At 69.6% G+C, this 20,733-nt stretch carries 16 protein-coding genes and 1 tRNA gene; 8 read left to right on the forward strand and 9 right to left on the reverse strand.

What is annotated here, in order from left to right; all coding sequences use genetic code 11:
• Positions 1–101: 101 nt before the first annotated feature.
• Positions 102–2,051 (forward strand): S9 family peptidase, encoded by a 1,950-nt coding sequence (locus tag V6S85_RS13735; RefSeq protein ID WP_334349236.1) that lies wholly within the window; start codon positions 102–104, stop codon positions 2,049–2,051.
• An 86-nt stretch (positions 2,052–2,137) separates the two neighbouring features.
• Here the strand turns inward: V6S85_RS13735 and V6S85_RS13740 are convergent.
• A tRNA-Arg gene (locus V6S85_RS13740) sits at positions 2,138–2,214 on the reverse strand.
• A gap of 283 nt (positions 2,215–2,497) precedes the next feature.
• On the opposite strand from V6S85_RS13740, the gene V6S85_RS13745 reads away from it, so the two are divergent.
• The 3 genes from V6S85_RS13745 (at position 2,498) to V6S85_RS13755 (ending at position 4,480) form a co-directional block, all read left to right on the forward strand.
• The gene (locus tag V6S85_RS13745) at positions 2,498–3,640 is read left to right on the forward strand and encodes a sensor histidine kinase (protein WP_334349237.1); all 1,143 of its coding nucleotides are present in this window, start codon (positions 2,498–2,500) and stop codon (positions 3,638–3,640) included.
• On the forward strand, positions 3,637–3,996 hold the full coding sequence (locus tag V6S85_RS13750; protein WP_101714972.1) for a response regulator: 360 nt from the start codon (positions 3,637–3,639) through the stop codon (positions 3,994–3,996). The genes V6S85_RS13745 and V6S85_RS13750 overlap by 4 nt, the downstream gene beginning before the upstream one ends.
• Before the next feature lie 121 nt (positions 3,997–4,117).
• Entirely contained in the window at positions 4,118–4,480 is a 363-nt protein-coding gene (locus tag V6S85_RS13755; protein ID WP_334349239.1) for a DoxX family protein, read from the forward strand.
• Here V6S85_RS13755 and V6S85_RS13760 read toward each other — a convergent pair.
• Complete coding sequence (locus tag V6S85_RS13760; protein ID WP_334349240.1) at positions 4,477–6,681, reverse strand: WD40/YVTN/BNR-like repeat-containing protein; 2,205 nt, start codon at positions 6,679–6,681, stop codon at positions 4,477–4,479. The genes V6S85_RS13755 and V6S85_RS13760 overlap by 4 nt on opposite strands.
• 285 nt (positions 6,682–6,966) lie before the next feature.
• Between V6S85_RS13760 and V6S85_RS13765 the strand changes: the two genes are divergently transcribed.
• Positions 6,967–9,072: a TonB-dependent siderophore receptor gene (locus tag V6S85_RS13765; protein WP_334349241.1), complete on the forward strand. Its 2,106-nt coding sequence runs from the start codon at positions 6,967–6,969 to the stop codon at positions 9,070–9,072.
• 85 nt (positions 9,073–9,157) lie between these two features.
• Entirely contained in the window at positions 9,158–10,480 is a 1,323-nt protein-coding gene (locus V6S85_RS13770) for a PepSY-associated TM helix domain-containing protein (RefSeq protein WP_334349243.1), read from the forward strand.
• Between the two features lie 4 nt (positions 10,481–10,484).
• Here V6S85_RS13770 and V6S85_RS13775 read toward each other — a convergent pair whose 3' ends face one another.
• On the reverse strand, positions 10,485–10,901 hold the full coding sequence (locus V6S85_RS13775) for a DUF1801 domain-containing protein (RefSeq protein WP_334349244.1): 417 nt from the start codon (positions 10,899–10,901) through the stop codon (positions 10,485–10,487).
• A 151-nt stretch (positions 10,902–11,052) separates the two neighbouring features.
• On the opposite strand from V6S85_RS13775, the gene V6S85_RS13780 reads away from it, so the two are divergent.
• Positions 11,053–12,129, forward strand: a complete 1,077-nt coding sequence (locus V6S85_RS13780) for a helix-turn-helix domain-containing protein (protein WP_334349245.1) — start codon at positions 11,053–11,055, stop codon at positions 12,127–12,129.
• A gap of 34 nt (positions 12,130–12,163) precedes the next feature.
• Here the strand turns inward: V6S85_RS13780 and V6S85_RS13785 are convergent, their stop codons facing one another.
• The 3 genes from V6S85_RS13785 to fdxA all read right to left on the reverse strand — a co-directional run bounded on the left by V6S85_RS13785 (position 12,164) and on the right by fdxA (position 14,387).
• The gene (locus V6S85_RS13785) at positions 12,164–12,985 is read right to left on the reverse strand and encodes a hypothetical protein (protein ID WP_334349246.1); all 822 of its coding nucleotides are present in this window, start codon (positions 12,983–12,985) and stop codon (positions 12,164–12,166) included.
• 237 nt (positions 12,986–13,222) lie between these two features.
• Positions 13,223–13,729 (reverse strand): CarD family transcriptional regulator, encoded by a 507-nt coding sequence (locus V6S85_RS13790; protein ID WP_058349270.1) that lies wholly within the window; start codon positions 13,727–13,729, stop codon positions 13,223–13,225.
• Between the two features lie 316 nt (positions 13,730–14,045).
• Positions 14,046–14,387: a ferredoxin FdxA gene (fdxA, locus tag V6S85_RS13795; RefSeq protein WP_058349269.1), complete on the reverse strand. Its 342-nt coding sequence runs from the start codon at positions 14,385–14,387 to the stop codon at positions 14,046–14,048.
• 270 nt (positions 14,388–14,657) lie between these two features.
• On the opposite strand from fdxA, the gene V6S85_RS13800 reads away from it, so the two are divergent.
• A complete protein-coding gene (locus tag V6S85_RS13800; RefSeq protein ID WP_442885666.1) occupies positions 14,658–16,736 on the forward strand; it encodes a putative bifunctional diguanylate cyclase/phosphodiesterase in 2,079 nt (692 codons plus the stop codon).
• Between the two features lie 50 nt (positions 16,737–16,786).
• On the opposite strand, the gene V6S85_RS13805 is transcribed toward V6S85_RS13800, so the two are convergent.
• From V6S85_RS13805 to V6S85_RS13815, 3 genes are all read right to left on the reverse strand, one after another.
• Entirely contained in the window at positions 16,787–17,626 is an 840-nt protein-coding gene (locus V6S85_RS13805) for a hypothetical protein (RefSeq protein ID WP_116568595.1), read from the reverse strand.
• A 116-nt stretch (positions 17,627–17,742) separates the two neighbouring features.
• The gene (locus V6S85_RS13810; protein ID WP_116568596.1) at positions 17,743–18,039 is read right to left on the reverse strand and encodes an RNA-binding S4 domain-containing protein; all 297 of its coding nucleotides are present in this window, start codon (positions 18,037–18,039) and stop codon (positions 17,743–17,745) included.
• Complete coding sequence (locus V6S85_RS13815; RefSeq protein WP_334349248.1) at positions 18,036–20,597, reverse strand: helicase-related protein; 2,562 nt, start codon at positions 20,595–20,597, stop codon at positions 18,036–18,038. Before V6S85_RS13815 ends, V6S85_RS13810 begins: the two co-directional genes overlap by 4 nt.
• Positions 20,598–20,733: the final 136 nt, after the last annotated feature.

Below are 20,733 nucleotides of genomic sequence, written 5' to 3' on the forward strand. Positions count from 1 at the left end.
CCGGAGCCTTCCCCCAAGGCTTCGGACCCGGCCGATACCCGCGCCGCCGGCCGCACCCTCCGGGCCGGCGGCGCCTCACCCCCTCGATTGGTGATTTCCCCATGATCTCACGCCTTACCCTGGCGCTCGCCCTGATGGCGTCGAGCGGCGGCCTCGCCATGGCCCAAACCGCGCCCGTCGCCGCCGTTCCGGCCGCCATCGTCGCCGACGGCCTGCCGCCGGTCCCGCAGGAACTGGTCTCGGCGACCACGCCCTATCTGCAGGCTCGCCACGCCAACTTCCTGGGTTGGAACCCGGCCGACCGCTCGATGCTGATCAAGACCCGCTTCGGCGGCACCGACCAGGTGCACACGGTGGCGGGGCCGGGCGCCGACCGCCGCCAGCTGAGCTTCGAGGCCGAACCGATCCTGGCCGCCGCCCTGTCGCCGGCCGGCGACGCCCTGGTGCTGCAGAAGGACGTCGGCGGCGACGAGTTCTACCAGCTCTACCTGCTGGTCGACGGCCGTCCGCGCCTGGTCACCGACGGCAAGAGCCGCAACTGGTTCGGCGCCTGGTCGCCCGACGGCAAGCAGGTCGGCTACGCTTCCTCGCGCCGCAATGGCGCGGACATGGACCTCTATGTCGTCGACCCGCGCGATCCCAAGACCGACCGCCTGGTCGCCAAGGTCACCGGCGGCGGCTGGAACATCGCCGACTTTTCGGCCGACGGCAAAAAGGCCCTGGTGCTCAATCGCATGTCGATCAACGAGGCCATGGTCTACGAGCTGGACCTGGCCGGCGGCGCGATGACCCCGCTGACCGACCCGAAGGCCAAGGCCTCGTTCGTCGATCCGCACTACGCCCATGACGGCTCGGTGTGGCTGACCTCGGACAAGGATAGCGACTTCCTGCGCCTGGGGCGCCTGGACGCCAGGGCCAAGACCTTCGTCCCGGTCAGCAAGGAAGCGCGCTGGGACGTCTCCGACTTCGCCCTGTCGTCCGACGGCAGCTTCGCGGTCTACGCCATCAACGAGGCCGGCGTGTCGCGTGTGCGGGTGCTCGACCTGGCCAGCGGCGCGGTGCGCACCGTCGAGGGCCTGCCGGCCGGCGTCATCCCCTACAGCATCGGCCCGGCGATCGAGATCTCGCCGTGGGGCGAGATCGGCCTGTCGATGTCGTCCGCCAAGGTCGCCGGCGACGCCTTCGCGATCGACGCCAAGACGCTGAAGGTCACCCAGTGGACCCGCAGCGAGACCGGCGGCCTGGACCCCGCCAAGAACGTCGAGCCGCGCCTCGTCGAGATCAAGAGCTTCGACGGCGAGACGGTCTCGGGCTTCCTCTACCAGCCCGACCCGGCCAAGTTCCCGGGCAAGCGCCCGCTGATCGTCGACATCCACGGCGGCCCCGAAGGCCAGACCCGTCCCGACTTCCTCGGCGGCAACAACTACCTGGTCAACGAGCTGGGCGTGGCGCTGTTCTTCCCCAACGTCCGCGGCTCGTCGGGCTACGGCAAGCGCTTCGTCAATCTCGACAACGGCCCGTTCAAGCGCGAGGACTCGGTCAAGGACATCGGCGCCTTCCTCGACGCTCTCTCCACGGAGCCGGCGCTGGACGCCGACCGCTTCGCGGTCAACGGCGTCTCGTACGGCGGCTACATGTGCTACGCCTCGGCCACGCACTACAGCCCGCGCCTGAAGGGCGCCAACTGCTACGTCGCGATCTCCAACTTCGTCACGTTCCTGGAAAACACCCAGTCCTACCGGCGCGACCTGCGCCGGGTGGAATACGGCGACGAGCGCGACCCCAAGCAGCGCGCCCAGCTGATGAAGATCTCGCCGCTGACCAGCGTCGACAAGATCACCATCCCGCTGCTGGTGGCCACGGGCGGCACGGACCCGCGCGTGCCGGCCTCCGAAGCCGACCAGATGATCGCCGCCGTCCGCGCCAAGGGCGGAGCGGCCTGGCACCTGCTGGCCAAGAACGACGGCCACGTCTTCCGCAAGAAGGAAAACGCCGACTACTACTTCTGGAGCAGCATCATGTTCTGGCGAAAGACGCTGCTAGGCGAGTAGCGCCGGACGCTCAGGCCGGAGAAGAGCAGGGCGCGGGACGAGGGTTCCGCGCCTTGTTTCGTTTGGGGGGGGGCTTACAACCCACATGGCGGCCCGGGAGGGACTCGAACCCCCGACCTTCGCTTTAGGAAAGCGCTGCTCTATCCTGCTGAGCTACCGGGCCGCGTGGGCGGCGGAGAGGGTGCATAGCGCATGTTGCGCCGGGTGCGAAGCCTGAGCGTGGCGGCGGCGCGGCGGATTGTCGCAAGGGCGCGGGACGGAAACATCGCACGGCGCCGCTTCAAAGCCTTGATCTCGTTCGACTGTGGGTCGTCTGGAAGACTCTGTTAACCTTCCCGGCAACCGTGAGTAGATGTGTGCATCGTCACGCCTCTTGTTGTTGTCTCCCCGACGCGTGCTAGGCTCGCGTCCCAGTGGATCCGCGAGCGTCCTTTCGTATGTTGGATATGGCCGAGCACGACCTGTCGGACGGCGAAGACGATTCCGCCCTTCTGACCCTGGTCGAAACGATCGAGGAGCTGTCGGCGACCCGGACCATCGATGAGGTGGCCGCGGTGGTCCGCTCGTCCGCGCGCCGAATTTCGGGCGCCGACGGCGTGGCCTTCGTGCTGCGCGACAACGACTGCTGCTGGTACCTGGACGAGGACGCGATCGGCCCATTGTGGAAGGGCAAGCGCTTCCCGCTGACCGCCTGCATCTCGGGCTGGTCGATGCTGAACCGCCAGACGGTGGTGATCCCCGACATCTACCAGGACGACCGCATCCCGCACGACGCCTACCGTCCGACCTTCGTCAAAAGCCTGGTGATGACGCCGGTGCGCACCCGCGACCCGATCGCGGCGCTGGGCGCCTACTGGGCCAAGGAACACACGCCGCCGCCGGAGATCGTGGCCAAGCTGCAGGTGATGGCCCGCGCCACCGCCGCGGCCCTGGAAAGCGGCCGGCTGCACGCCTCGCTGAACAAGGAGCTGGAGCGGCGCACCTTCCTGATGCGCGAACTGGACCACCGGGTGAAGAACACCCTGGCCTCGGTGCAGTCGATCGCCAGCCAGACCCTGCGTACGGCCGCCTCGCCGCAGGCCTTCAACGAGTCGTTCGAGTCGCGCCTGCTGGCCCTGTCGCAGGCCCACGAGCTTTTGACCAAGCAGGCCTGGGGCAAGGCCCACCTGCGCGAGATCCTGGCCGCGGCCATGCGCCCGTTCGGCGGGCTGGAGGACGGCCGGTTCGTGGTCGAGGGGCCGCCGATCGAGATCACGCCCGAGGCGGCGGTGGCCGTGCACATGACGCTGCACGAACTGATCGTCAACGCCGCCAAGTACGGGGCCCTGTCGGTCCCGACCGGCTCGGTGTCGGTCGCCTGGCGCATCGAGGACGCGGGCGGTCTGCATCCCACCTTTGCTCTGGAATGGCGCGAGCGCGGCGGCCCGCCGGTGGCGCCCCCGGAACCCAAGGACGAAGGCTTCGGCTCGCGGCTGATCCGCCGCGGCCTGTCGCGCGACCTGGGCGGCGCGGCGGTGCTGGACTTCGCGCCCGAAGGCCTGACCTTCACCTTCCGCGCGCCCCTGTCGCAAAGGCTGGCGGCGGCATGAGCGGGCGTCGGATCATGATCGTCGAGGACGAGGCCCTGGTGGCCATGATGGTCGAGGACCTGCTGACCGATCTCGGCTGCGAGGTTTCCGGCTCGTTCGGCGCGGTGGGCGAGGCCCTGGCCTATCTCGACGACGGCAAGTCGTCGCTGGACGGGGCCGTGCTCGACATCAACATCGGCGGCGAGATGGTGTTTCCGGTGGCCGAGGCCCTGCGGGCCAAGGGCGTGCCGTTCGTGTTCGCCACCGGCTACGGGGCCCTGCCGCGCAAGGGCTTCGAGGACGTGACGGTGCTGTCCAAGCCGATCAATTTCGGCCACCTGCGCGACGCGGTGCACGGGTTCGGCCAGGCCGCCTGACGGGCCGTCCTTAAGTAGCCGCGGGCGCTCCGCTCGCGTTGACCTCAACCACGGTTGAGGTTCTAGAGGCTTCGTCGGTCAAGGGGCTCCCATGGGGGGCCGTGCATCCGGAGCCGACGCCATGTCCTTTTCCCTGCAACGCCCGCGCTGGGCGCCCGTCCTGGCCTGGCTGCTGGCCGCCTTCTTCGTGTTCGGAGCGGTCGGCAACCTGCTGGCGCCGCCCGACATCGCCGAGAGCTACCGGCGCTGGGGCTATCCGGACTGGTTCCACGTCGTGACCGGCGTCCTGGAACTGGCGGCGGCGGGGCTGCTGGCCTGGCGGCGTGCGCGGCCGGTCGGCGCGGGGCTGGCTGCGACGGTGATGGGGGCGGCTGTGCTGACGTTGCTTCTGCACCGCGACTGGGGCCATCTGCCGCCGCCGCTGACCGTGCTGGCCCTGTCGGTGCTGGCCGGCTGGGGGGCGCTGCGCAGCGGACGCGCCTAGCCCGGCTCGCCGTAGACGATCCCGCGCCCGTCCGTGCCCACGTACACGCGTCCGTACACCCGCATGTCGGCGGCCAGGCAGCGGAAGCGGCGGCCGTATTCGTGGCGGCCGTCGTTGACGCGGACCCAGCTCTTTCCCTCGTCGTCCGAGCGCCAGACAGCCCTGATCCCGTCCTTGCGGCCGATGGCGAAGAGGGCCGGCCAGGCCTTGCCGGGCGGCGGTGCGCCCAGGTCGAGCTGGTCGACCTGCACGCCGCCGTCGATCCGCGTGAAACGAGCGCCGCCGTCGGTGGAGCGGAACAGGCCCTGCGTCGAGACGAACCACAGGTGGCCGGCCTGGCCCGGCGCGGCCTTCAGCGGCCAGGGGATCTCGCGCCAGGTCACCTGGTCGGCGGAGAGGTCGGCGGGCAGGCCGCGCGTCGGGGCCGGGGCGAAGCTGGCGCCGGCGTTGGTGCTGAGGAAGCGCTTGCCGGTCTGGGTGTCGATCGCGGTGAAGCGCCTGGGATCGACGCGGTCGGGCACGGGGCGGACCCAGGCGGGCAGGCCCTGGCTGGCGGTCCAGCTCGCGCCCCTGTCGCGGGTGACCTGGGCCTGGGCGGTCATGACCATGAATACCGAGCCGTCGGCGTTGACGACGATGGCGGCGTCGTCATGCGGGTCGGGACCGCGACGGCCCTGACCGGGCGGGGGCGGCGCGCCCGGGATGCGCGGCGCGGTCATCGGCGCCCAGGTCCGGCCGTGGTCGCCCGACCAGGCCAGGGTCGGGCCGCCGTGGCGCTGGTGCGGCGTGCCGCTGCGCACGACGATGGCGGGCTTGCCGCCGGCGTAGTCGATGAAGTTGGTGTTGCCGAACACCGGGGTGGTGAACTGGTCGGTCGGCGAGACGGTCAGGTCGTCGTGCACGAAGCCGGAAATGTCGCCGAAGCCGCTGAGCAGCTGCGGACCCTCGGGCAGGCTGGCCAGGGTGATGATCGCGGTCTGCTCGATGCCCTCCACCCACGGGAACCAGGTGGTCGGGCGGCCGGCGGCGGCCTTGGTGAACTCGCGGGTGGCGTAGATGGTCGCGCCGGTGGTGTAGCAGGCGAAGTCGGGATCGAACGGGTCGATCGCCAGGCCCGCCATCCACCAGCCGAAGTCGGCCCGCGGCTCGCCCCAGTAGAGGAACGGCGTCGTCGTCACGTCGCGGCGGGCGTCCGGATAGAGGTCGGTCCAGGTCGCGCCGTGATCGGTGGAGCGCCACAGGGTGTCGTGCGGGTTCCAACGATTGAGGCTGGTCACCGCCACCGCGCCGCTGCCGTCGACCGCCACGCCCATGAAGCCGCCGCCGCGCTGGGGCAGGGGCTTGGCCGGGGTAATCTCGGTCCAGGCGTTGGTCGCCGTGTCGAGCCGCCAGACCGCGCCATCGGCCACGTTCGACGGGCCGATGCCGCTGGAATAGGTGACGTACAGCCGGCCCTCGCCATCCAGCGCCGCCTTGCAGGCCAGGTAGGCGTGCGGCGCGGGGATCGGCTTCCAGCTGGCCCCGCCGTCGTCGCTGCGCCACAGGTGATGCTCGGACGGGTCGGCGACGCCGACGAAGATCGTCCTGGAGCCTTCGCCCGGCTTGCCGCCGCGCGGATCGAAGATCACGAACGACAGTCCGCCGTGCGTGGGCGCGGGGCGGGCGTTGAGCCCCAGGCCCGGCAGCGGGAAGCTCGCCGACTTCGTCCAGGTCGCGCCCCGGTCGCGGCTGACCTGCAGGCCGTCGTGGCGCGAGGCGAAATAGAGCGTGCGGGTGTCGTTGGGGTCGATGGCCAGGCGCTCGCCCAGGCCCCGGCCGTCCTCGTTGCCGCCCATGCGGAACGGAACGGGGACCACGGTCCAGTCGGTTCCGCGATTGTCCGAGCGCAGGATGGCGGCCGGGTCGGGGCGGCCCATGCCGCAGGCCAGGTAGACGACGTTCGGGTCGAGCGGATCTGGGGCGACGCTCTCGACGCCCTGCCAGCTGCCTTGCGCCTGGTCGTCGAGCAGCGGGATCCAGCGGCTCTCGGTGGCCTGCCAGCGATAGGCCCCGCCCATGTCGGAGCGCAGATAGGCCAGGCCCTTCTCGACGCGGCTGAACACGACGTTGGGCACGAAGCCGCCGCCGCCCACCCGCACGTTGCGCCAGCGATAGGGCAGGGCGCGCGTCGCGGCCGTCGCGCCGAGAGGCAGCGCTGTCATGCTCGTCGCGAGCAGAAGGCCTGTGAGGGTCGCGCGGCGTGTCGGAATGTTGGAAGACATGTCGGCCCTGATGCTCAAGCGTACTGTTCCAGCAAGGTTTGGCATGCGGCCGACACGTTTCGCCAGCCCCAATTGGTAGCGCTAACCAAGCTCTACTTTGCCGCGCCGTGGCCGAAATGACGCAACCTCAGCTCAATTCGATAAGCCGTTTCAGCCGCGTTTGACAGGCGGTGATGGCTGCGCCTATTCGCTTTTGCGAGTCATTATCGTTATCGCGAGAGCCCGATGCCCTGCACCTTCCGCGCCCTTCTCCTGGCCGCCGCGCTGAGCCCGGCCGTCCTGGCCGCCGCCGCCCATGCCGACGAGGCTCCGGCGGCCGAAGCGACGGCGGACAGCAACGTGGACGGGGTGGTGGTGACCGGGGCCCGCGCTCGCTCCACCGGCGCGACCGGCCTGGATCTCAGCCTGCGCGAGACGCCGCAGTCGATGACCATCGTCGGCCAGCAGCAGATCCGCGACTTCGGCCTGACCAGCGTCACCGACCTGCTGGACCGCGTGGTCGGCATCAATGTCGAGCGGGTCGAGACCGACCGCACCTACTTCAACGCCCGCGGCTTCGACGTGACCAACTTCCAGGTCGACGGCGTGGGCCTGCCGCTGAACTGGGGCATCCAGTACGGCGAGATCGACACCATCCTGTTCGACCGGGTCGACGTGGTGCGCGGCGTCAACGGCCTGACCACCGGCGTCGGCAATCCGTCGGCGACCATCAACTACATCCGCAAGCGCCCGATCGCCGGCTTCCAGGCCTCGGCGGCGGCGTCGTACGGGTCGTGGAACGACAAGCGCCTGGAGGCCGACGTCTCCGGCTCGCTGAACGCCTCGGGCACGCTGTCGGGCCGGCTGATCTACGCCAACCAGGACCGCGACTCCTATCTCGACCACTACAAGGTCAACCGGAACGTCTATTACGGCGTGCTGTCGTGGGACGTGACGCCGAAGCTGAACGTCACCGGCGGCTATTCGCAGCAGGACAACCTTGCCACCGGCGTGCTGTGGGGCGCCCTGCCGCTGAGCTTCTCGGACGGCTCGCGCATCCCCTGGAAGCGCTCGGCCAGCACCTCGGCCGACTGGTCCTACTGGGACGTCAACGACAAGACCGCTTTCGTCGAGGCCAGCTACCTGTTCGACAACGCCTGGGTCGCCAAGGCCACCTACACCCACAAGGACGTCGAGCAGAACGCCAAGCTGCTCTACGCCTCGGGCTATCCGGACAAGACCACGGGCCTGGGCATCGGCGGCTTCGTCGGCCACTACCCGTCGGAATCCAAGCAGGACCTGGCGGACCTGACCTTCAACGGCCCGGTGTCGCTGTTCGGCCGCACCCACCAGCTGGTGTTCGGCGCCAGCTACGCCGAGCAGACGCGCGAGGACTTCGCCTCGTCGGGCGCGACCTACCCGGCCTATCCGTCGGTCTATGACTGGGGCAGCGTCGCCGAGCCGACCACCTACACCGACCTCTACTCGGCGGCCCAGATCAAGGACCGCCTGACCCGCGTGTTCGGCGCCGCGCACCTGAACTTCACCGATCGCCTGAAGGGCGTGGTGGGCTTCAACGCCGTCGAGCAGAAGACGTCGGGCATATCGTACGGCGTCGACCAGGGCCGCACGGTGTCCAAGACCAGCCCCTATGCCGGCCTCGTCTTCGACCTGACGCCGCACGTGTCGCTGTACGGCAGCTACACCGACATCTTCAATCCGCAGGCCGAGGTCGACGCGAGCAACCGCAAGCTCGACCCGGTGCAGGGCGAAAGCTTCGAGGCGGGCGTCAAGAGCGAGTGGTTCGGCGGCAAGCTCTACGCCAGCGCGGCGGTGTTCAAGGTCGAGCAACAGAACCTAGCGACCGCCGCTGGCACGTTCGGCGCGGGCGATCCCGGCCCGGTGGGCTTCACCTACTACACGGGCGTCGACACCACCTCGAAGGGCTACGAGCTGGAGATCAGCGGCATGGTCACCGACCGCTGGCAGGTCAGCGGCGGCTGGACCCAGCTGTCGCTCGAGGACAAGGACGGCGAGGACGCCCGCACCTTCCTGCCGCGCAAGAGCCTCAAGGTCTCGACCACCTACAGCTTCCCCGAATGGCGCAACGCCAAGGTGGGCGCCTCGCTGCGCTGGCAGGACGAGATCTCGGGCCTCGACACCTTCGTGGTCACACAGAAGGCCTACGCCGTGGTCGACCTGATGGGCAGCGCCGACCTGACCGACCAGATCAAGCTGACGGTCAACGTCAGGAACCTGTTCGACGAGTCCTACCTCAACAGCGTGATGTGGGGGCAGGCCTACTACGCCGCGCCGCGCAACGCGTCGGTTCGCCTTGACTATCGCTTCTAAGAATCATTCCTAGAAACATCCTCAAGGAGCCGGCGCGAGCGATCGCGCCGGCTCTGCTTGGTTCCGAGCAGATGGAGGCGGCCTCATGGACGCGCGCAATCTCGACACGCCCTACGCGCCGCCCGTCTCGCCGCCGGTGCGCAAGGCCGCGGGCGTAGCCAAGGCCGTACGCGCGGCCGTGCGGCCGACCCTGACCTTCATCCACCGCTGGGTGGGGCTGATCATGGCCGGCTTCCTGTTCATCTCCGGCGTCACCGGCGCGGTGATCTCGTGGGACCACGAGCTGGACGACGTGCTCAACCCGCACCTGATGCACGCCAGGAGCGATGGCCCGGCCCTGCCGACCCTGGACATCGTCAAGGCGGTCGAGGCGCGCGATCCGCGGGTGATCGTCTCGTACTTCCCGCTGGTCGCCGAGCCGGGGGAAACCCTGGCCATCGGCGTCGACGCCCGCCAGGACCCCAAGACCGGCAAGCACTACGAGCTGGGCTACAATCAGGTGTTCATCGACCCGGCGACCGGCGTCGAACAGGGGCGGCGCGAGTGGGGCGCGGTCTGGCCGATCAAGACCGAGACCTTCGTTTCGTTCCTCTACGTGCTGCACTACACCCTGCACATTCCCGAGTTCTGGGGCGTCGACCGCTGGGGCATCTGGCTGCTGGGCGGGATCGCGGTGCTGTGGACGCTGGACTGCTTCGTCGGCTTCTACCTGACCCTGCCGGCCAGCGCCGCCAATGGTCGCAAGCCGGCCAAGGGCTTCTGGAGCCGCTGGAAGCCGGCCTGGCAGATCAAGACCAAGGCCAGCGCCTACCGGATCAATTTCGACATCCACCGCGCCTTCGGCCTGTGGCTGTGGGGCGTGCTGTTCGTCGTGGCCTTCACGGCCTTCTCGCTGAACCTCTACAGCGAGGTGTTCTATCCGGTGATGTCGAAGGTCTCGAAGGTGACGCCGACGCCGTTCGACACCCGCGTGCCGACCAGCCACGACAACCCGATCCTGCCCAGGCAGACCTACGAAACGATCATCGCCAAGGCGCGGGCCGACGCGAAGGCGCGCGGCTTCACCGCCCCGGTCGGCGGGGCGTTCTATTCGGCCCACTACGGCATCTACGGCGTGGCCTTCCACAAGGTGGGCGACGACCACGGCGCCGGCGGCGTGGGCCCGCCCTACCTCTATTACGACGGCGCCGACGGCCGTTACCTGGGCGAGCGCCTGCCGTGGAAGGGCACGGCGGCCGACATCTTCGTCCAGGCCCAGTTCCCGCTGCACTCGGGCCGGATCCTGGGCGTTCCGGGCCGCATCCTGATCTCGCTGACCGGCCTGGTTGTCGCCGCGCTCAGCGTCACCGGCGTGGTCATCTGGCTGAAGAAGCGCCGGGCCCGGGTGCTGCGGAAGAAGCCGGCCTAGCGGCTCAGCAGGTCGTGTGGCCGCTGCGCGTCCAGGCGGCCGAGCCTTCCGCGAGCCGGCGCAGGACGGCCAGGTCGATGTCGGCCAGGCGCTTGATGTAGACGCAGGAGACGGCCGAGCGGTGTTTGCCCAGCCTTTCGAGCAGCGCTTCGCGCTCGGGAAAGTCGGAGGCGAAGTAGAGCACCAGCTCGGTCTTGCGCGGCGAGAAGCCCAGCAGCGGCCAATCCATCGGCTTGGCGCCGCCGGTCGAATAGGAGCCGAAGCCGACGATCGACGGCCCCCACATCACCGCGGGCGCGCCGGCGATCTCGCCCAGCAGGTCGCGAACCGCTCGGGCGTCGGCCTGGCGGGCCGGCGGCGAGGCGTCCAGGAAGTCGTCGACGCTGGCGTCGGTGGGGCGGGTCTTTGGTTCGGCGGCCATGGCGGGGCTCCGGATGACCTGGCCAGATTGAGCGGGATCGAGCGCCTTGCCAAGGTCCGGGCCGGTGCGGTTTGAGACGCCTGGTCGAATGATCGCGGGCGGATCGCGCTAAAAGGTTCGAACTCACAGCTTGGCCACGGGGGGGCGGAGCATGCCGCACGACGTCCAGCCTGATCGCCTGCCGCACCTGGCCGCCAATATCGGCGCCGACTATGCCGACAGTTTCGCCGCCTGCCGTGAGTTGCTGGCGCTGATGTTCGAGCTGGACGCATCGTCGCCGGACGGGCGCGCCGGTTACGCCATGGACTTCGCCCTCTACGACTATGGCCCAATCAAGCTGGGCATGTCGCGCGGACCGGCGTCGATCATGGTCCGCGGTCCCCAGCTCATCGCGCGAACGGGCGTCGACCAGTTCCACGTCCAATACTATCGCAGCCACGGTTTCGTCCTGACGCTGGACGGCGCCGATCAGGAGGTCCGGCCGGGCGACATCTGCATGCTGGACCTGTCCCGCCCGGCCGTCTTGCGCACCGACGGGATCGACAACCTGTCGGCCATCGTCGCGCGGGACCTGCTGTCGCCGCTGCTGGCGGACGCGGGCGATGTTCACGGGCTGGTGCTGCGCCGCGACAGCGAGGCCGGCGTCGCCGTTCGCGAGCATCTGGACGAGATGTGGCTGCGAGGTCCCGAGCTGACGGTGGAGCAGGGGCTGGCGTGGAGCCGCTCCACCGCGGCCCTGCTAGCCGGCGTCGTCCGGGCCAACACCCAGAGCCGGGCCGCGACCCGAGCCGAACTGCGCAGGAGCCAGTTCCGCGCCATCCGCCGGCGCATCGACCGGGACATCGGCGACCCGGACCTCGGCCCGGCCGCGCTCGCCGGCCAGTTCTACGTGACCCGCCCGACCCTCTACCGGATGTTCGAGCCCTATGGCGGCGTCGGGCGCTACATCCTCGGGCGCAGGCTGACGGGCGTCTTCCGCGACCTGTCGGATCCGGTCCTGGCGCGAGAGCCGATCGCCGCCATCCTGCGCCGATGGGGCTTCGAGAACCACACGGCCGCCGGGCGCGCCTTTCGCGCCGCGTTCGGCATGACGCCCTCCGCCTGCCGATCCCAGGCCCTGGCCGTCCGTGCGAGCGGCGGCGCGGCCGGCGATGCGGCCTTCGACATTCCGTCCGAGGTGCCGGCGAACATCAGGGCGTTCCAGGGGCGCGCCGCGTCGAACGCGTAAAGGCCCCGCCGGCGATGGCGGGGCCTTTGGCGCATCAGCTCGCCGCCGTCGGCGCCGGCGGGGCGTCGATCGTCAGCGTGTACTGCATGGCGATGCGCGCATTGCCGTTCTCTAGCGGCGGAAGATTGTCGCCGTTGAAGCCGGTGACGGCCTGGCTCAGCCCGGTCCAGTTGAGGTTGTCGCTCAGCCCCTTGTTGTTGAAATAGGCGAACACCTCGACCTGGATCTGCAGCGGATCGGCCGAATGCGGGCGGCACAGCAGCATCTGGGCCAGCAGGGGCGTCGCGCCCTGGGCTTCCAGCGAGCCCGCGGCGACGATGTATTCCCAATGGCCGATCGCGGAAGGACCCACGTGCGATCGGTTGAGGATCTGGAGGTCCGAAACCGTGGTGCTCGTCGAGTGGGTCATCGTCTTGGAGCCGCCGAACGAGACGGAGATGCCCCCGTCGCTCGAGAAACCGAAGCTGCCGGTGGCGGTCCAGCTGATGGTGTCGTCGTAGGTCGTCGACGCCACCGTGGTGTCCGGCTTGGCCGCGATCAGCTGCAATCCGGCCGGAGGCTCGGTCGGCGCCTCGTAGGTGACATAGAGGCCGTAACCGGCGGGCGCCCGATTGCCGATGGTCGCCAGCGAGCTCTGGCCGACCAGCTCGATCTGGAAGTAGTCATAGACTTGGCTGCTGTTCTCCGGCTGCACGGAGATCGGCTTGCCGTTGACGGAGAAGCCGAAGTCCCAGGCGCCGACCTCGGCGTTGCCGGGCCAGTGGTTCGCCAGCGGCTGCATGATGGTGCTGACTTCCGCCAGGAGGTTGTCGCTCGTGGCCGTAGCCGTGGCCGTAGTCGTCATTCCGTCGGGCATCGGATCCCCCCAATGTTTGGCTGCGCGGACACGCTCCGCGGCGGCGGGCCGAGCGTGCGCTGGCGGCCCCATCAATCAGAAATTGCACCGAGATCCGGCTGTCGCAACAGGATCGGCGGGGCCCGCTTCAGATTGAGACGCCTGGTCGAAGCCCGGGAGGGAAGGGGCGTTCTCCAACGAAAAACGCCCCCGGCGAAACCGGGGGCGTCTTCGAAAACGTCGTAGGCTCAGGAGGCCTTAGGCGGCCGTCTTGACCAGCGACTTGGTCAGGATGCCGATGGCGGCTTCGCGGTCGATGCGCTCGATGGCGGCGACTTCACGAGCCATGCGGTCCAGGGCCGATTCATAGAGCTGGCGCTCCGAATAGGACTGTTCCGGCTGGTTCTCGGCGCGGTGCAGGTCGCGGACCACCTCGGCGATCGACACCAGGTCGCCCGAGTTGATCTTGGCTTCGTATTCCTGGGCGCGACGCGACCACATGGTGCGCTTGACGCGGGCGCGGCCCTTCAGGGTGGTCAGGGCCTGGCTGACGACGTCGCCTTCGGCCAGCGGGCGCAGGCCGGCGACCTTGGCTTTCTTGGTCGGGACGCGAAGGGTCATCTTCTCGTGGTCGAAGGTGATGACGTAAACCTCGAGCGACATCCCGGCCACTTCCTGGGTCTCGATGCCCTGGATCGTCCCCACGCCGTGGGCGGGATAGACGACGTGATCGCCGACCGAGAATTCCAGACCGCTCTTGCTCATTCGTTCGTCCTCATAAAATTGGGCTTGCGCCCAAAACGCCGTTTCCAAACATTCCAAAAGGCGATAGCAACCCGTCCGTCGGAGAGGCGGGGCCAAGTCGGATCAGGATTTGGAGTGTCTCTTAAGTCACCCTTCGCCTTCGATCGGGCGAGCCGTTGGAACGGCTGTCGTCTTCCACGAGACATGCAGGTGCGAGGCCGCACCCGTCACGTCGAGGGCGACAATAGCATAAAATTCAGCCTCATGAAAGGCTTGCGACCCCAACCTGGGGTATGCCGGCCCGATTAGGGCCGCCAAACGCCGGATTTTGCGTGGATCAGGAGCCCTTGCCGGGCTTTTCGCTGAAGTACTTCTCGAACTTGCCGGTCTCGCGCTCGAAGTCGGCACGGTCGGCCGGCGGCTCGCCCTTCACGGTGATGTTCGGCCAGACCTTGGCGTATTCGGAGTTGATCCGCAGCCACTTGCCGTCGGCGTCGTCCTCGGTGTCCGGCTTGATGGCGTCGACCGGGCATTCCGGCTCGCAGACGCCGCAGTCGATGCATTCGTCCGGATTGATCACGAGGGTGTTCTCGCCCTCGTAGAAGCAATCCACCGGGCACACCTCGACGCAGTCCATGAACTTGCAGCGGATGCAGGCGTCGGTGACGATGTAGGTCATCGGAACTTGGCGGCTTTCTCGGACGGACTTAACGCGGCCGCGTTTTCGGAGCGACGGCGCCGAATGTCAATGCGGCGCCGCGCGCGAGGCCCGCAGGATTTCTCATGGCGCCCGCAGGGCGACAGGCAAAATCGTCGCCGATCCCGCTCCGTGTCGGCTTTCCGACGATGCACAACGGCGTTCGTCGAAAGATACCTTTTCTTATGGAAGAGCGTTTCAGTGTGCGGTTGAGGACGCGTCCAAGAACAACGTCGGGAAGCCGACAGCAGAATGCTCTCCATGGCCCTGAAGCCCGCGCCGTCCATGGCGGCCGATGACATCCACGCGCAATTGCGGCTTCGAATGGCCTCGTTCGAGGCCTTCGTCGCGCACGCCCCGTTCGCCGCGGCCCTGATCGACCGCAGCGGCCGGCTGGTCGCCGTCAGCCCCGAGTGGCGCGACGAGGACCTGACCCCCAGCCTGCATCCCGGCGAACCGTTCGCCCGCTGCCTGATGAACCTGGAGGACGTCGAGAGCCTGGAGCGCTGCCTGGCGTCCGGCGAGCCGTTCTCGCGCTACCGGGCCCAGACCAGCGAAGGCGTCCAGCGCATCTGGCGCAGCGAGTTCGCCGCCTGCCGCAGCGACGAGGGCGTGATCTTCGCCGTCATGGTCACCGCGCGCGACGTCACCGGCTACGCCCAGACCGCGCTGCGGGCCGAGCGCAACGAACAGCGCCTGAAGCTGGCGCTGGAGCTCGACGACCTGATGGTGCGCGAGGTCGATCTGAAGACCGGCGAGGTCTATGTCTCGGGCACCTGTCTCGAGCTCGAGAAGTGGTGCCTGTTCGACCGCGATCCGCTGGAGATCGTGCACGAGGACGACCGTGAGCGCATGGCCCAGATCATGCGCGCCCGCCGCGACGGCGAGGCCGCCGTGTTCGAGTTCCGCCTCAACCGCGACGACGGGATCGAGACCTGGGTGCGCTCGGTCGGCAAGCGCTTCCTGGGCGCCGACGGCAAGCCCGAGCGGCTGGTCAACCTGTTCAAGGACATCACCGACCGCCGCCGGCAGACCGAAGCGGTCGAGAACCTGGCCTTCCGCGACCCGCTGACGGGCCTGCCCAACCGCGCCTATTTCCAGCGCAAGTTCCAGGAGGCGGTCGACGCCTCGGAGATGGCCGGCGAGATCTTCGGCCTGATCATGATCGACGTCGATCACTTCAAGGACATCAACGACACCCTTGGCCACGACGCTGGCGACGCCTTGCTGCGGCGCCTCGCCGACGTGCTGCGCCATGCCTTCCGCTCGGGCGACACGGTGGCCCGCCTGGGCGGCGACGAGTTCGCGGTGATCCTGCGCGGCCTGCACGGCGAGGGCGACATGCTGCGACCGATCAAGTCGCTGCAGGAGCTGCTGCGCCAGCCGATCCAGCACGGCGGCCGCAGCTTCTCGGTCAGCGCCAGCATCGGGGCGGCCCTGCACGGCGATCCCGACGCCGACCCGCACCACATCTTCAAGAACGCCGACATCGCCCTCTATCGGGCCAAGGACGAGGGGCGAAACCGCTCGATCCTGTTCGACCCGTCGATGCGCTCGGCCCTGGAACAGCGGCTGGAGCTGCTGCGCGACGTGCGCGCGGCGATCGAGGCCGACGAGTTCATCCTCTACTACCAGCCGGTGATCGACCTGGAGAGCGCCTCGGTGGCCGGGTTCGAGGCGCTGATGCGCTGGGCCCATCCCGAGCAGGGCGTGCTGACGCCCGACCGCTTCATGGCCGCCTTCGAGGACCAGGACCTTTCGCTGAAGCTGGGCGACGTGGCCTTCGAGACGGCGCTGAAGCAGATGCGCGCCTGGCTGGACGCAGGCGTCGAGTTCGGCCGGGTGGCGGTCAATATCTCGGCCGCCCAGTTCCGCTCCGGGCGGCTGGCCGAGGAGGTGCAGGAGCGCCTGGCCCGCTGGGGCGTGCCGTGCGATCGGCTGACCATCGAGGTCACCGAGACGGTCTATATGGGCTGGGCCTCGGACGTGGTCAGCGACACGGTGCGCAAGCTGCACGCCGCCGGGGTGATGATCGCGCTCGACGACTTCGGCACCGGCTACGCCAGCCTGGCCAACCTGCGGCAGTTCCCGATCGACCGCCTGAAGATCGACAAGGGCTTCGTCCAGAACACCGAGGACGCCGCCATCGTCAAGGCGGTGATCACCCTGGGCGGCTCGATGGGCATGAAGGTGGTCGCCGAGGGCGTCGAGGACCGCGAGCAGCTGGAAGCCCTGGCCGCCTACGGCTGCGACCAGGTGCAGGGCTACCACTTCAGCCGCCCGATGCCGCCGGAGAAGGTGCCGGGCTTCGTCGACGGGTTCGTCGGGTAGGGCTCGGCCCCTTCCTCTCCCCTCCGGGAGAGGGCCTATGCTCGCTGGCCCTACTTCTTGCCCAAGTCCGTCTTGCTGATCTTGCCCTTGTCGATGACCCAGACGTCCTTGCCGCCGTTCGTGCCGATGGCGAGCGGCATCTTGTAGAGGCTGCTGAGGAAGACGTGGGTCTCGACCGGGGTGGGCGAGACGATGTGGCTGGCGAAGGCCAGGGCCGGCTTGCCGTCGGCGGCCTTGGGCTTCTCGATCAGCAGGCACGAGGCCGACAGGGCGTCGACGCGCTTGACCGTCTTGCCGTCGGCCGCGACGAAGATCCGGTAGTGGCCGCCGACCGGAATGGCGCCGGCGGCCGGGGCGGGGGCCAGCAGCCAGACGATCCAGCCGTCGCCGTCGGGGTTCTTGACCATGGCCGTGTTGTAGCCGGCGCGGCAGGTGCTGGCGCCCGCCCCGGCGGCGGCCTGGCGGGCCGAGAACGCCAGCCGCTCCTCGTCGGTCAGCTTGCGGTCGGCCGGCTCGGTGACGGGGCCCGCGCCCTTGCCGTCGACCACGACGTCGTAGCCGATCTCCAGGCCGTTCCCCTTGTCGCGGATGAAGCGGACCTTGGCGGTCTTGCCGTCGTCCTGCACCAGCCAGCCCCGCAGGCCGGCGGCCCGCAGGTCGGAGACCTTGGCGGCCAGGGCGTCGCTGGCCAGCCAGGCGGCGATGTCCTGGCGATAGATGGCGTTCCCGAAGGCCTGGATCTGCGGCAGGTCGTAGGCCTGGATGGGCGCGACAGGCTTGGCGGGAGCCTTGCTGGCGCCGGCTGCGGCGCCGGCGGAGGGCTGGGCGTGCGCGACGCCGGCGAGCATAAGGGCCAGGCTCACGGCCAGGGCCGGACGGAACGACGCCACGCAGGTACTCCCCCAGGATGCAACTCATCCCAAGGTAGCGATTGGCGCGGCGACGTCCATGGGAAAGGTGGAGGCTCATAAGCCCTCTTCCAGAGGGAGAGCAGGTAAGGTCCGCGCTACCCCTCCAGCGCCTCGTACAGTCCCCGCGCCTCGGTCGCCGGGCCACGGCGTTCGCCGCAGTCGAGGATGCGCACGTTCACCAGCCGGCCGCCGATGGCGAAGACCAGCACGTCGCCGGCCTTGAGCACGCGCGAGGGCTTGTCGATGCGGCTGTCGGGCGCGCCGGCGCGGGTCAGGCGGATGCGGCCCTCGTCGACGAAGCGGGCGGCCATCGAGCGGGTCTTGAAGAAGCGGGCGCGCCACAGCCAGACGTCGGCGCGGCAGTGTTCGTCGTTATGGGCCTCGTCGCTCATGAGGCGGCCTTCTCGGGCGCGGCGGCCGGCTTGCGGCGGCGGGGCTTCCTGCGGCGGGCGGGCGAGGGCGGCGGCTCGGTCAGCTTGGCCAGGGCCGCGAACGGCGAGTCCGGGCGGGCCTTGACCGGCTTGGGCTCCAGCCGCTGGGCGCCGCGGCGCTTCCAGATGATCGGGGCGTCGGGCCTGGCGCGCACGGCCGGGGTGTAGTCGAGCGAGCGCAGGATCGAGGAGGCCTCGGCCGGTGTCCAGCCCAGGGCCTCCAGCGCCGCGGGGGTCAGCACCACGCCGCCGGGGCGCTGTTCGGCGCGCAGCAGGCCGTCGAGCTTCTCCAGGGTCTCGACCTGCACCAGGTGCTTGCCGGCGACGCGCAGGCCGCTGGCGACCAGGGCGCGGGGGGAGGGCGGCGGCGAGGGCAGGGGGGCGAGCCCCACCAGCGGGCCGCGCCAGCCGCCGGGGTCCAGCGCCCGCGCGCAGGCGATGGCCTCGGGCTTCAGCACGCCCGGGCAATAGAGCGAGAAGGCGCCGATGCGCACGCCGAGGCTCTTCAGCGCCCGGCGCTCGGCCTGGCTGAGGGCCTTAAGTTCGGGGTCGAGGGGGCGCTTGTCGAGCACGCCGCCGGCTTCCAGCAGGCGGTGGGCGACGCCGCGCGGCAGGCCGCGCAGCTCGCCGCCGGCCAAGGCGGCTTGAAGCTTGCGCAGCGGGGCCAGGCAGCGGTCGACCTCGGAAGCCAGGAAGGCGTCGAGCCGGCGCTCGGCCCGCTCGCGGGCGGGAGCGGGGCCCAGCTCGCCCAGCAGGCGGGCGCGGGGCGACAGCAGGTCGCCGCCCGAGCGCACCGCGCCGGCCGTCTCGCCGCGCCACAGGATCGCGCCGTCCGGCGTCAGGGCGAAGGCCTCGTCGGGCTCGGCGGCCAAGAGGCCCAGGCGCCGGGCGATCTCGGGCCCCACGGCGCGCTGGGCGGCGTTGCGCAGGGCGCGTTCCTCCAGCGGGGTCGAGGCCTTCTCGGGAACGAAGGTTACGCCGGTCAGGCGGCCGACCACCTGGCCCTCGACGCTGACCTCGCCGTCCTGGGCGACCCCGGCCAGCAGCACGTCGCGTTCGCCCAGCTGCTTCATCAGCACGCTGGTGCGGCGGTCGATGAACCTGGCCATCAGCTTTTCGTGCAGGGTGTCGCTGATCTTGTCTTCCAGCTCGCGGGTGCGGCCCTGCCAGTGGACGGGATTGGCCAGCCAGTCGGGACGGTTGGCGATGTAGGACAGCGTGCGCACCCCGGAGAGCCGCGCGGCCAGGCTGTCGATCTCGCCGTCGGTGCGGTCCAGCGCCTTGAACTGGCCGTTGATCCAGTCCTCGGGCAGGCGCTTGCGGCCCGTGGTCAGGTCGTCGAACAGGGTCTTGACCATCCGCTGGTGGTCGTCGTCGGTGGTCTTGCGGAAGTCGGGAGTCTGGCAGACGTCCCACAGCTTCAAGAGGGCCGAGCGGTCGGTCTTGCAGCGGGCGACGACGTCTTCCTGGGCGGCCAGCTTGCGCAGGGTGCGCTCGTCCAGCGCCTCCTGCGACAGGGTCAGGCCCGTGCGGTTGGGCGGCTCGGACAGCGAGCGCAACAGACCCTGCAGCGAGCCGAAGTCGAGCCGGGCGTTGCGCCACTCGGCCGCCAGGATCGGCTGGAAGGCGTGCTCCTCGACGGCCTGGACCAGGTCTTCGTCCATCTCCTCGCAGTCGCCGGTGACGCCGAAGGTGCCGTCGCGGGTGTAGCGGCCGGCGCGGCCGGCGATCTGGCCCACCTCCTGCGGGTGCAGCCAGCGGGTGCGGCGGCCGTCGAACTTGCGCAAGCCCGCGAAGGCCACGTGGTCGACGTCCATGTTCAGGCCCATGCCGATGGCGTCGGTGGCCACGAGGAAGTCGACCTCGCCGCTCTGGTAGAGGGCGACCTGGGCGTTGCGGGTGCGGGGGCTCAAGGATCCCATGACCACGGCCGCGCCGCCCCGCTGGCGACGGATCAGCTCGGCGATGGCGTAGACCGCGTCGGTGGAGAAGGCGACGATCGCCGTCCGTCGGGGCAGGCGGGTCAGCTTCTTGGAGCCGGCATAGGACAGGTTGGAAAAGCGCTCGCGACCGACGATCTCGGCGTCGGGCAGCAGGCGGCGGACCAGCGGGGCCATGGTCGCCGCGCCCAGCAGCATGGTTTCGAACCGGCCGCGGGCGTGCAGCAGGCGGTGGGTGAAGATGTGGCCGCGCTCGGGATCGGCGCAGAGCTGGATCTCGTCGATGGCCACGAAGTCGACCTCGCGGCCCAGCGGCATGGCCTCGACTGTGCAGACGAAATAGGCCGCGCGCGGCGGGACGATCTTCTCCTCGCCGGTGATCAGGGCCACGGCCGCCTTGCCGCGCAGCTTGACGATGCGGTCGTAGATCTCGCGCGCCAGCAGGCGCAGCGGCAGGCCGATCATGCCCGAGCCGTGGCCCAGCATGCGTTCGACGGCCAGATGGGTCTTGCCGGTGTTGGTGGGCCCCAGGACCGCGGTGAGCCGCGACGGGGCGAGGCCGGTGGAACGGTCGCTCATGACCCTCCGAAAGTGGGGCGGGAATCGAGGCGAGGCAAGCGGCGGCTTGGCCCGGGATGCGACGATCCGCCGCCCGGGCCGTAAACCATGCTGGCCGGAGGGAGCGGCTATGAGGACGGTAGAGTTCCTCCCGCTC

Source organism: Caulobacter sp. CCNWLW153, assembly GCF_036889365.1.
Taxonomy (GTDB): domain Bacteria; phylum Pseudomonadota; class Alphaproteobacteria; order Caulobacterales; family Caulobacteraceae; genus Caulobacter; species Caulobacter radicis.

What these genes read in the sequence shown, in the direction of transcription:
- V6S85_RS13755 (WP_334349239.1), top strand. Translation starts at nt 4,118, where the DNA reads ATGTCCTTTTCCCTGCAACGCCCGCGCTGGGCGCCCGTCCTGGCCTGG.
- V6S85_RS13765 (WP_334349241.1), top strand. Translation starts at nt 6,967, where the DNA reads ATGCCCTGCACCTTCCGCGCCCTTCTCCTGGCCGCCGCGCTGAGCCCG.
- V6S85_RS13775 (WP_334349244.1), bottom strand. Translation starts at nt 10,901, where the DNA reads ATGGCCGCCGAACCAAAGACCCGCCCCACCGACGCCAGCGTCGACGAC.
- V6S85_RS13790 (WP_058349270.1), bottom strand. Translation starts at nt 13,729, where the DNA reads ATGAGCAAGAGCGGTCTGGAATTCTCGGTCGGCGATCACGTCGTCTAT.
- V6S85_RS13760 (WP_334349240.1), bottom strand. Translation starts at nt 6,681, where the DNA reads ATGACAGCGCTGCCTCTCGGCGCGACGGCCGCGACGCGCGCCCTGCCC.
- V6S85_RS13780 (WP_334349245.1), top strand. Translation starts at nt 11,053, where the DNA reads ATGCCGCACGACGTCCAGCCTGATCGCCTGCCGCACCTGGCCGCCAAT.
- fdxA (WP_058349269.1), bottom strand. Translation starts at nt 14,387, where the DNA reads ATGACCTACATCGTCACCGACGCCTGCATCCGCTGCAAGTTCATGGAC.
- V6S85_RS13800 (WP_442885666.1), top strand. Translation starts at nt 14,658, where the DNA reads ATGCTCTCCATGGCCCTGAAGCCCGCGCCGTCCATGGCGGCCGATGAC.
- V6S85_RS13810 (WP_116568596.1), bottom strand. Translation starts at nt 18,039, where the DNA reads ATGAGCGACGAGGCCCATAACGACGAACACTGCCGCGCCGACGTCTGG.
- V6S85_RS13745 (WP_334349237.1), top strand. Translation starts at nt 2,498, where the DNA reads ATGGCCGAGCACGACCTGTCGGACGGCGAAGACGATTCCGCCCTTCTG.
- V6S85_RS13770 (WP_334349243.1), top strand. Translation starts at nt 9,158, where the DNA reads ATGGACGCGCGCAATCTCGACACGCCCTACGCGCCGCCCGTCTCGCCG.
- V6S85_RS13785 (WP_334349246.1), bottom strand. Translation starts at nt 12,985, where the DNA reads ATGCCCGACGGAATGACGACTACGGCCACGGCTACGGCCACGAGCGAC.
- V6S85_RS13815 (WP_334349248.1), bottom strand. Translation starts at nt 20,597, where the DNA reads ATGAGCGACCGTTCCACCGGCCTCGCCCCGTCGCGGCTCACCGCGGTC.
- V6S85_RS13735 (WP_334349236.1), top strand. Translation starts at nt 102, where the DNA reads ATGATCTCACGCCTTACCCTGGCGCTCGCCCTGATGGCGTCGAGCGGC.
- V6S85_RS13750 (WP_101714972.1), top strand. Translation starts at nt 3,637, where the DNA reads ATGAGCGGGCGTCGGATCATGATCGTCGAGGACGAGGCCCTGGTGGCC.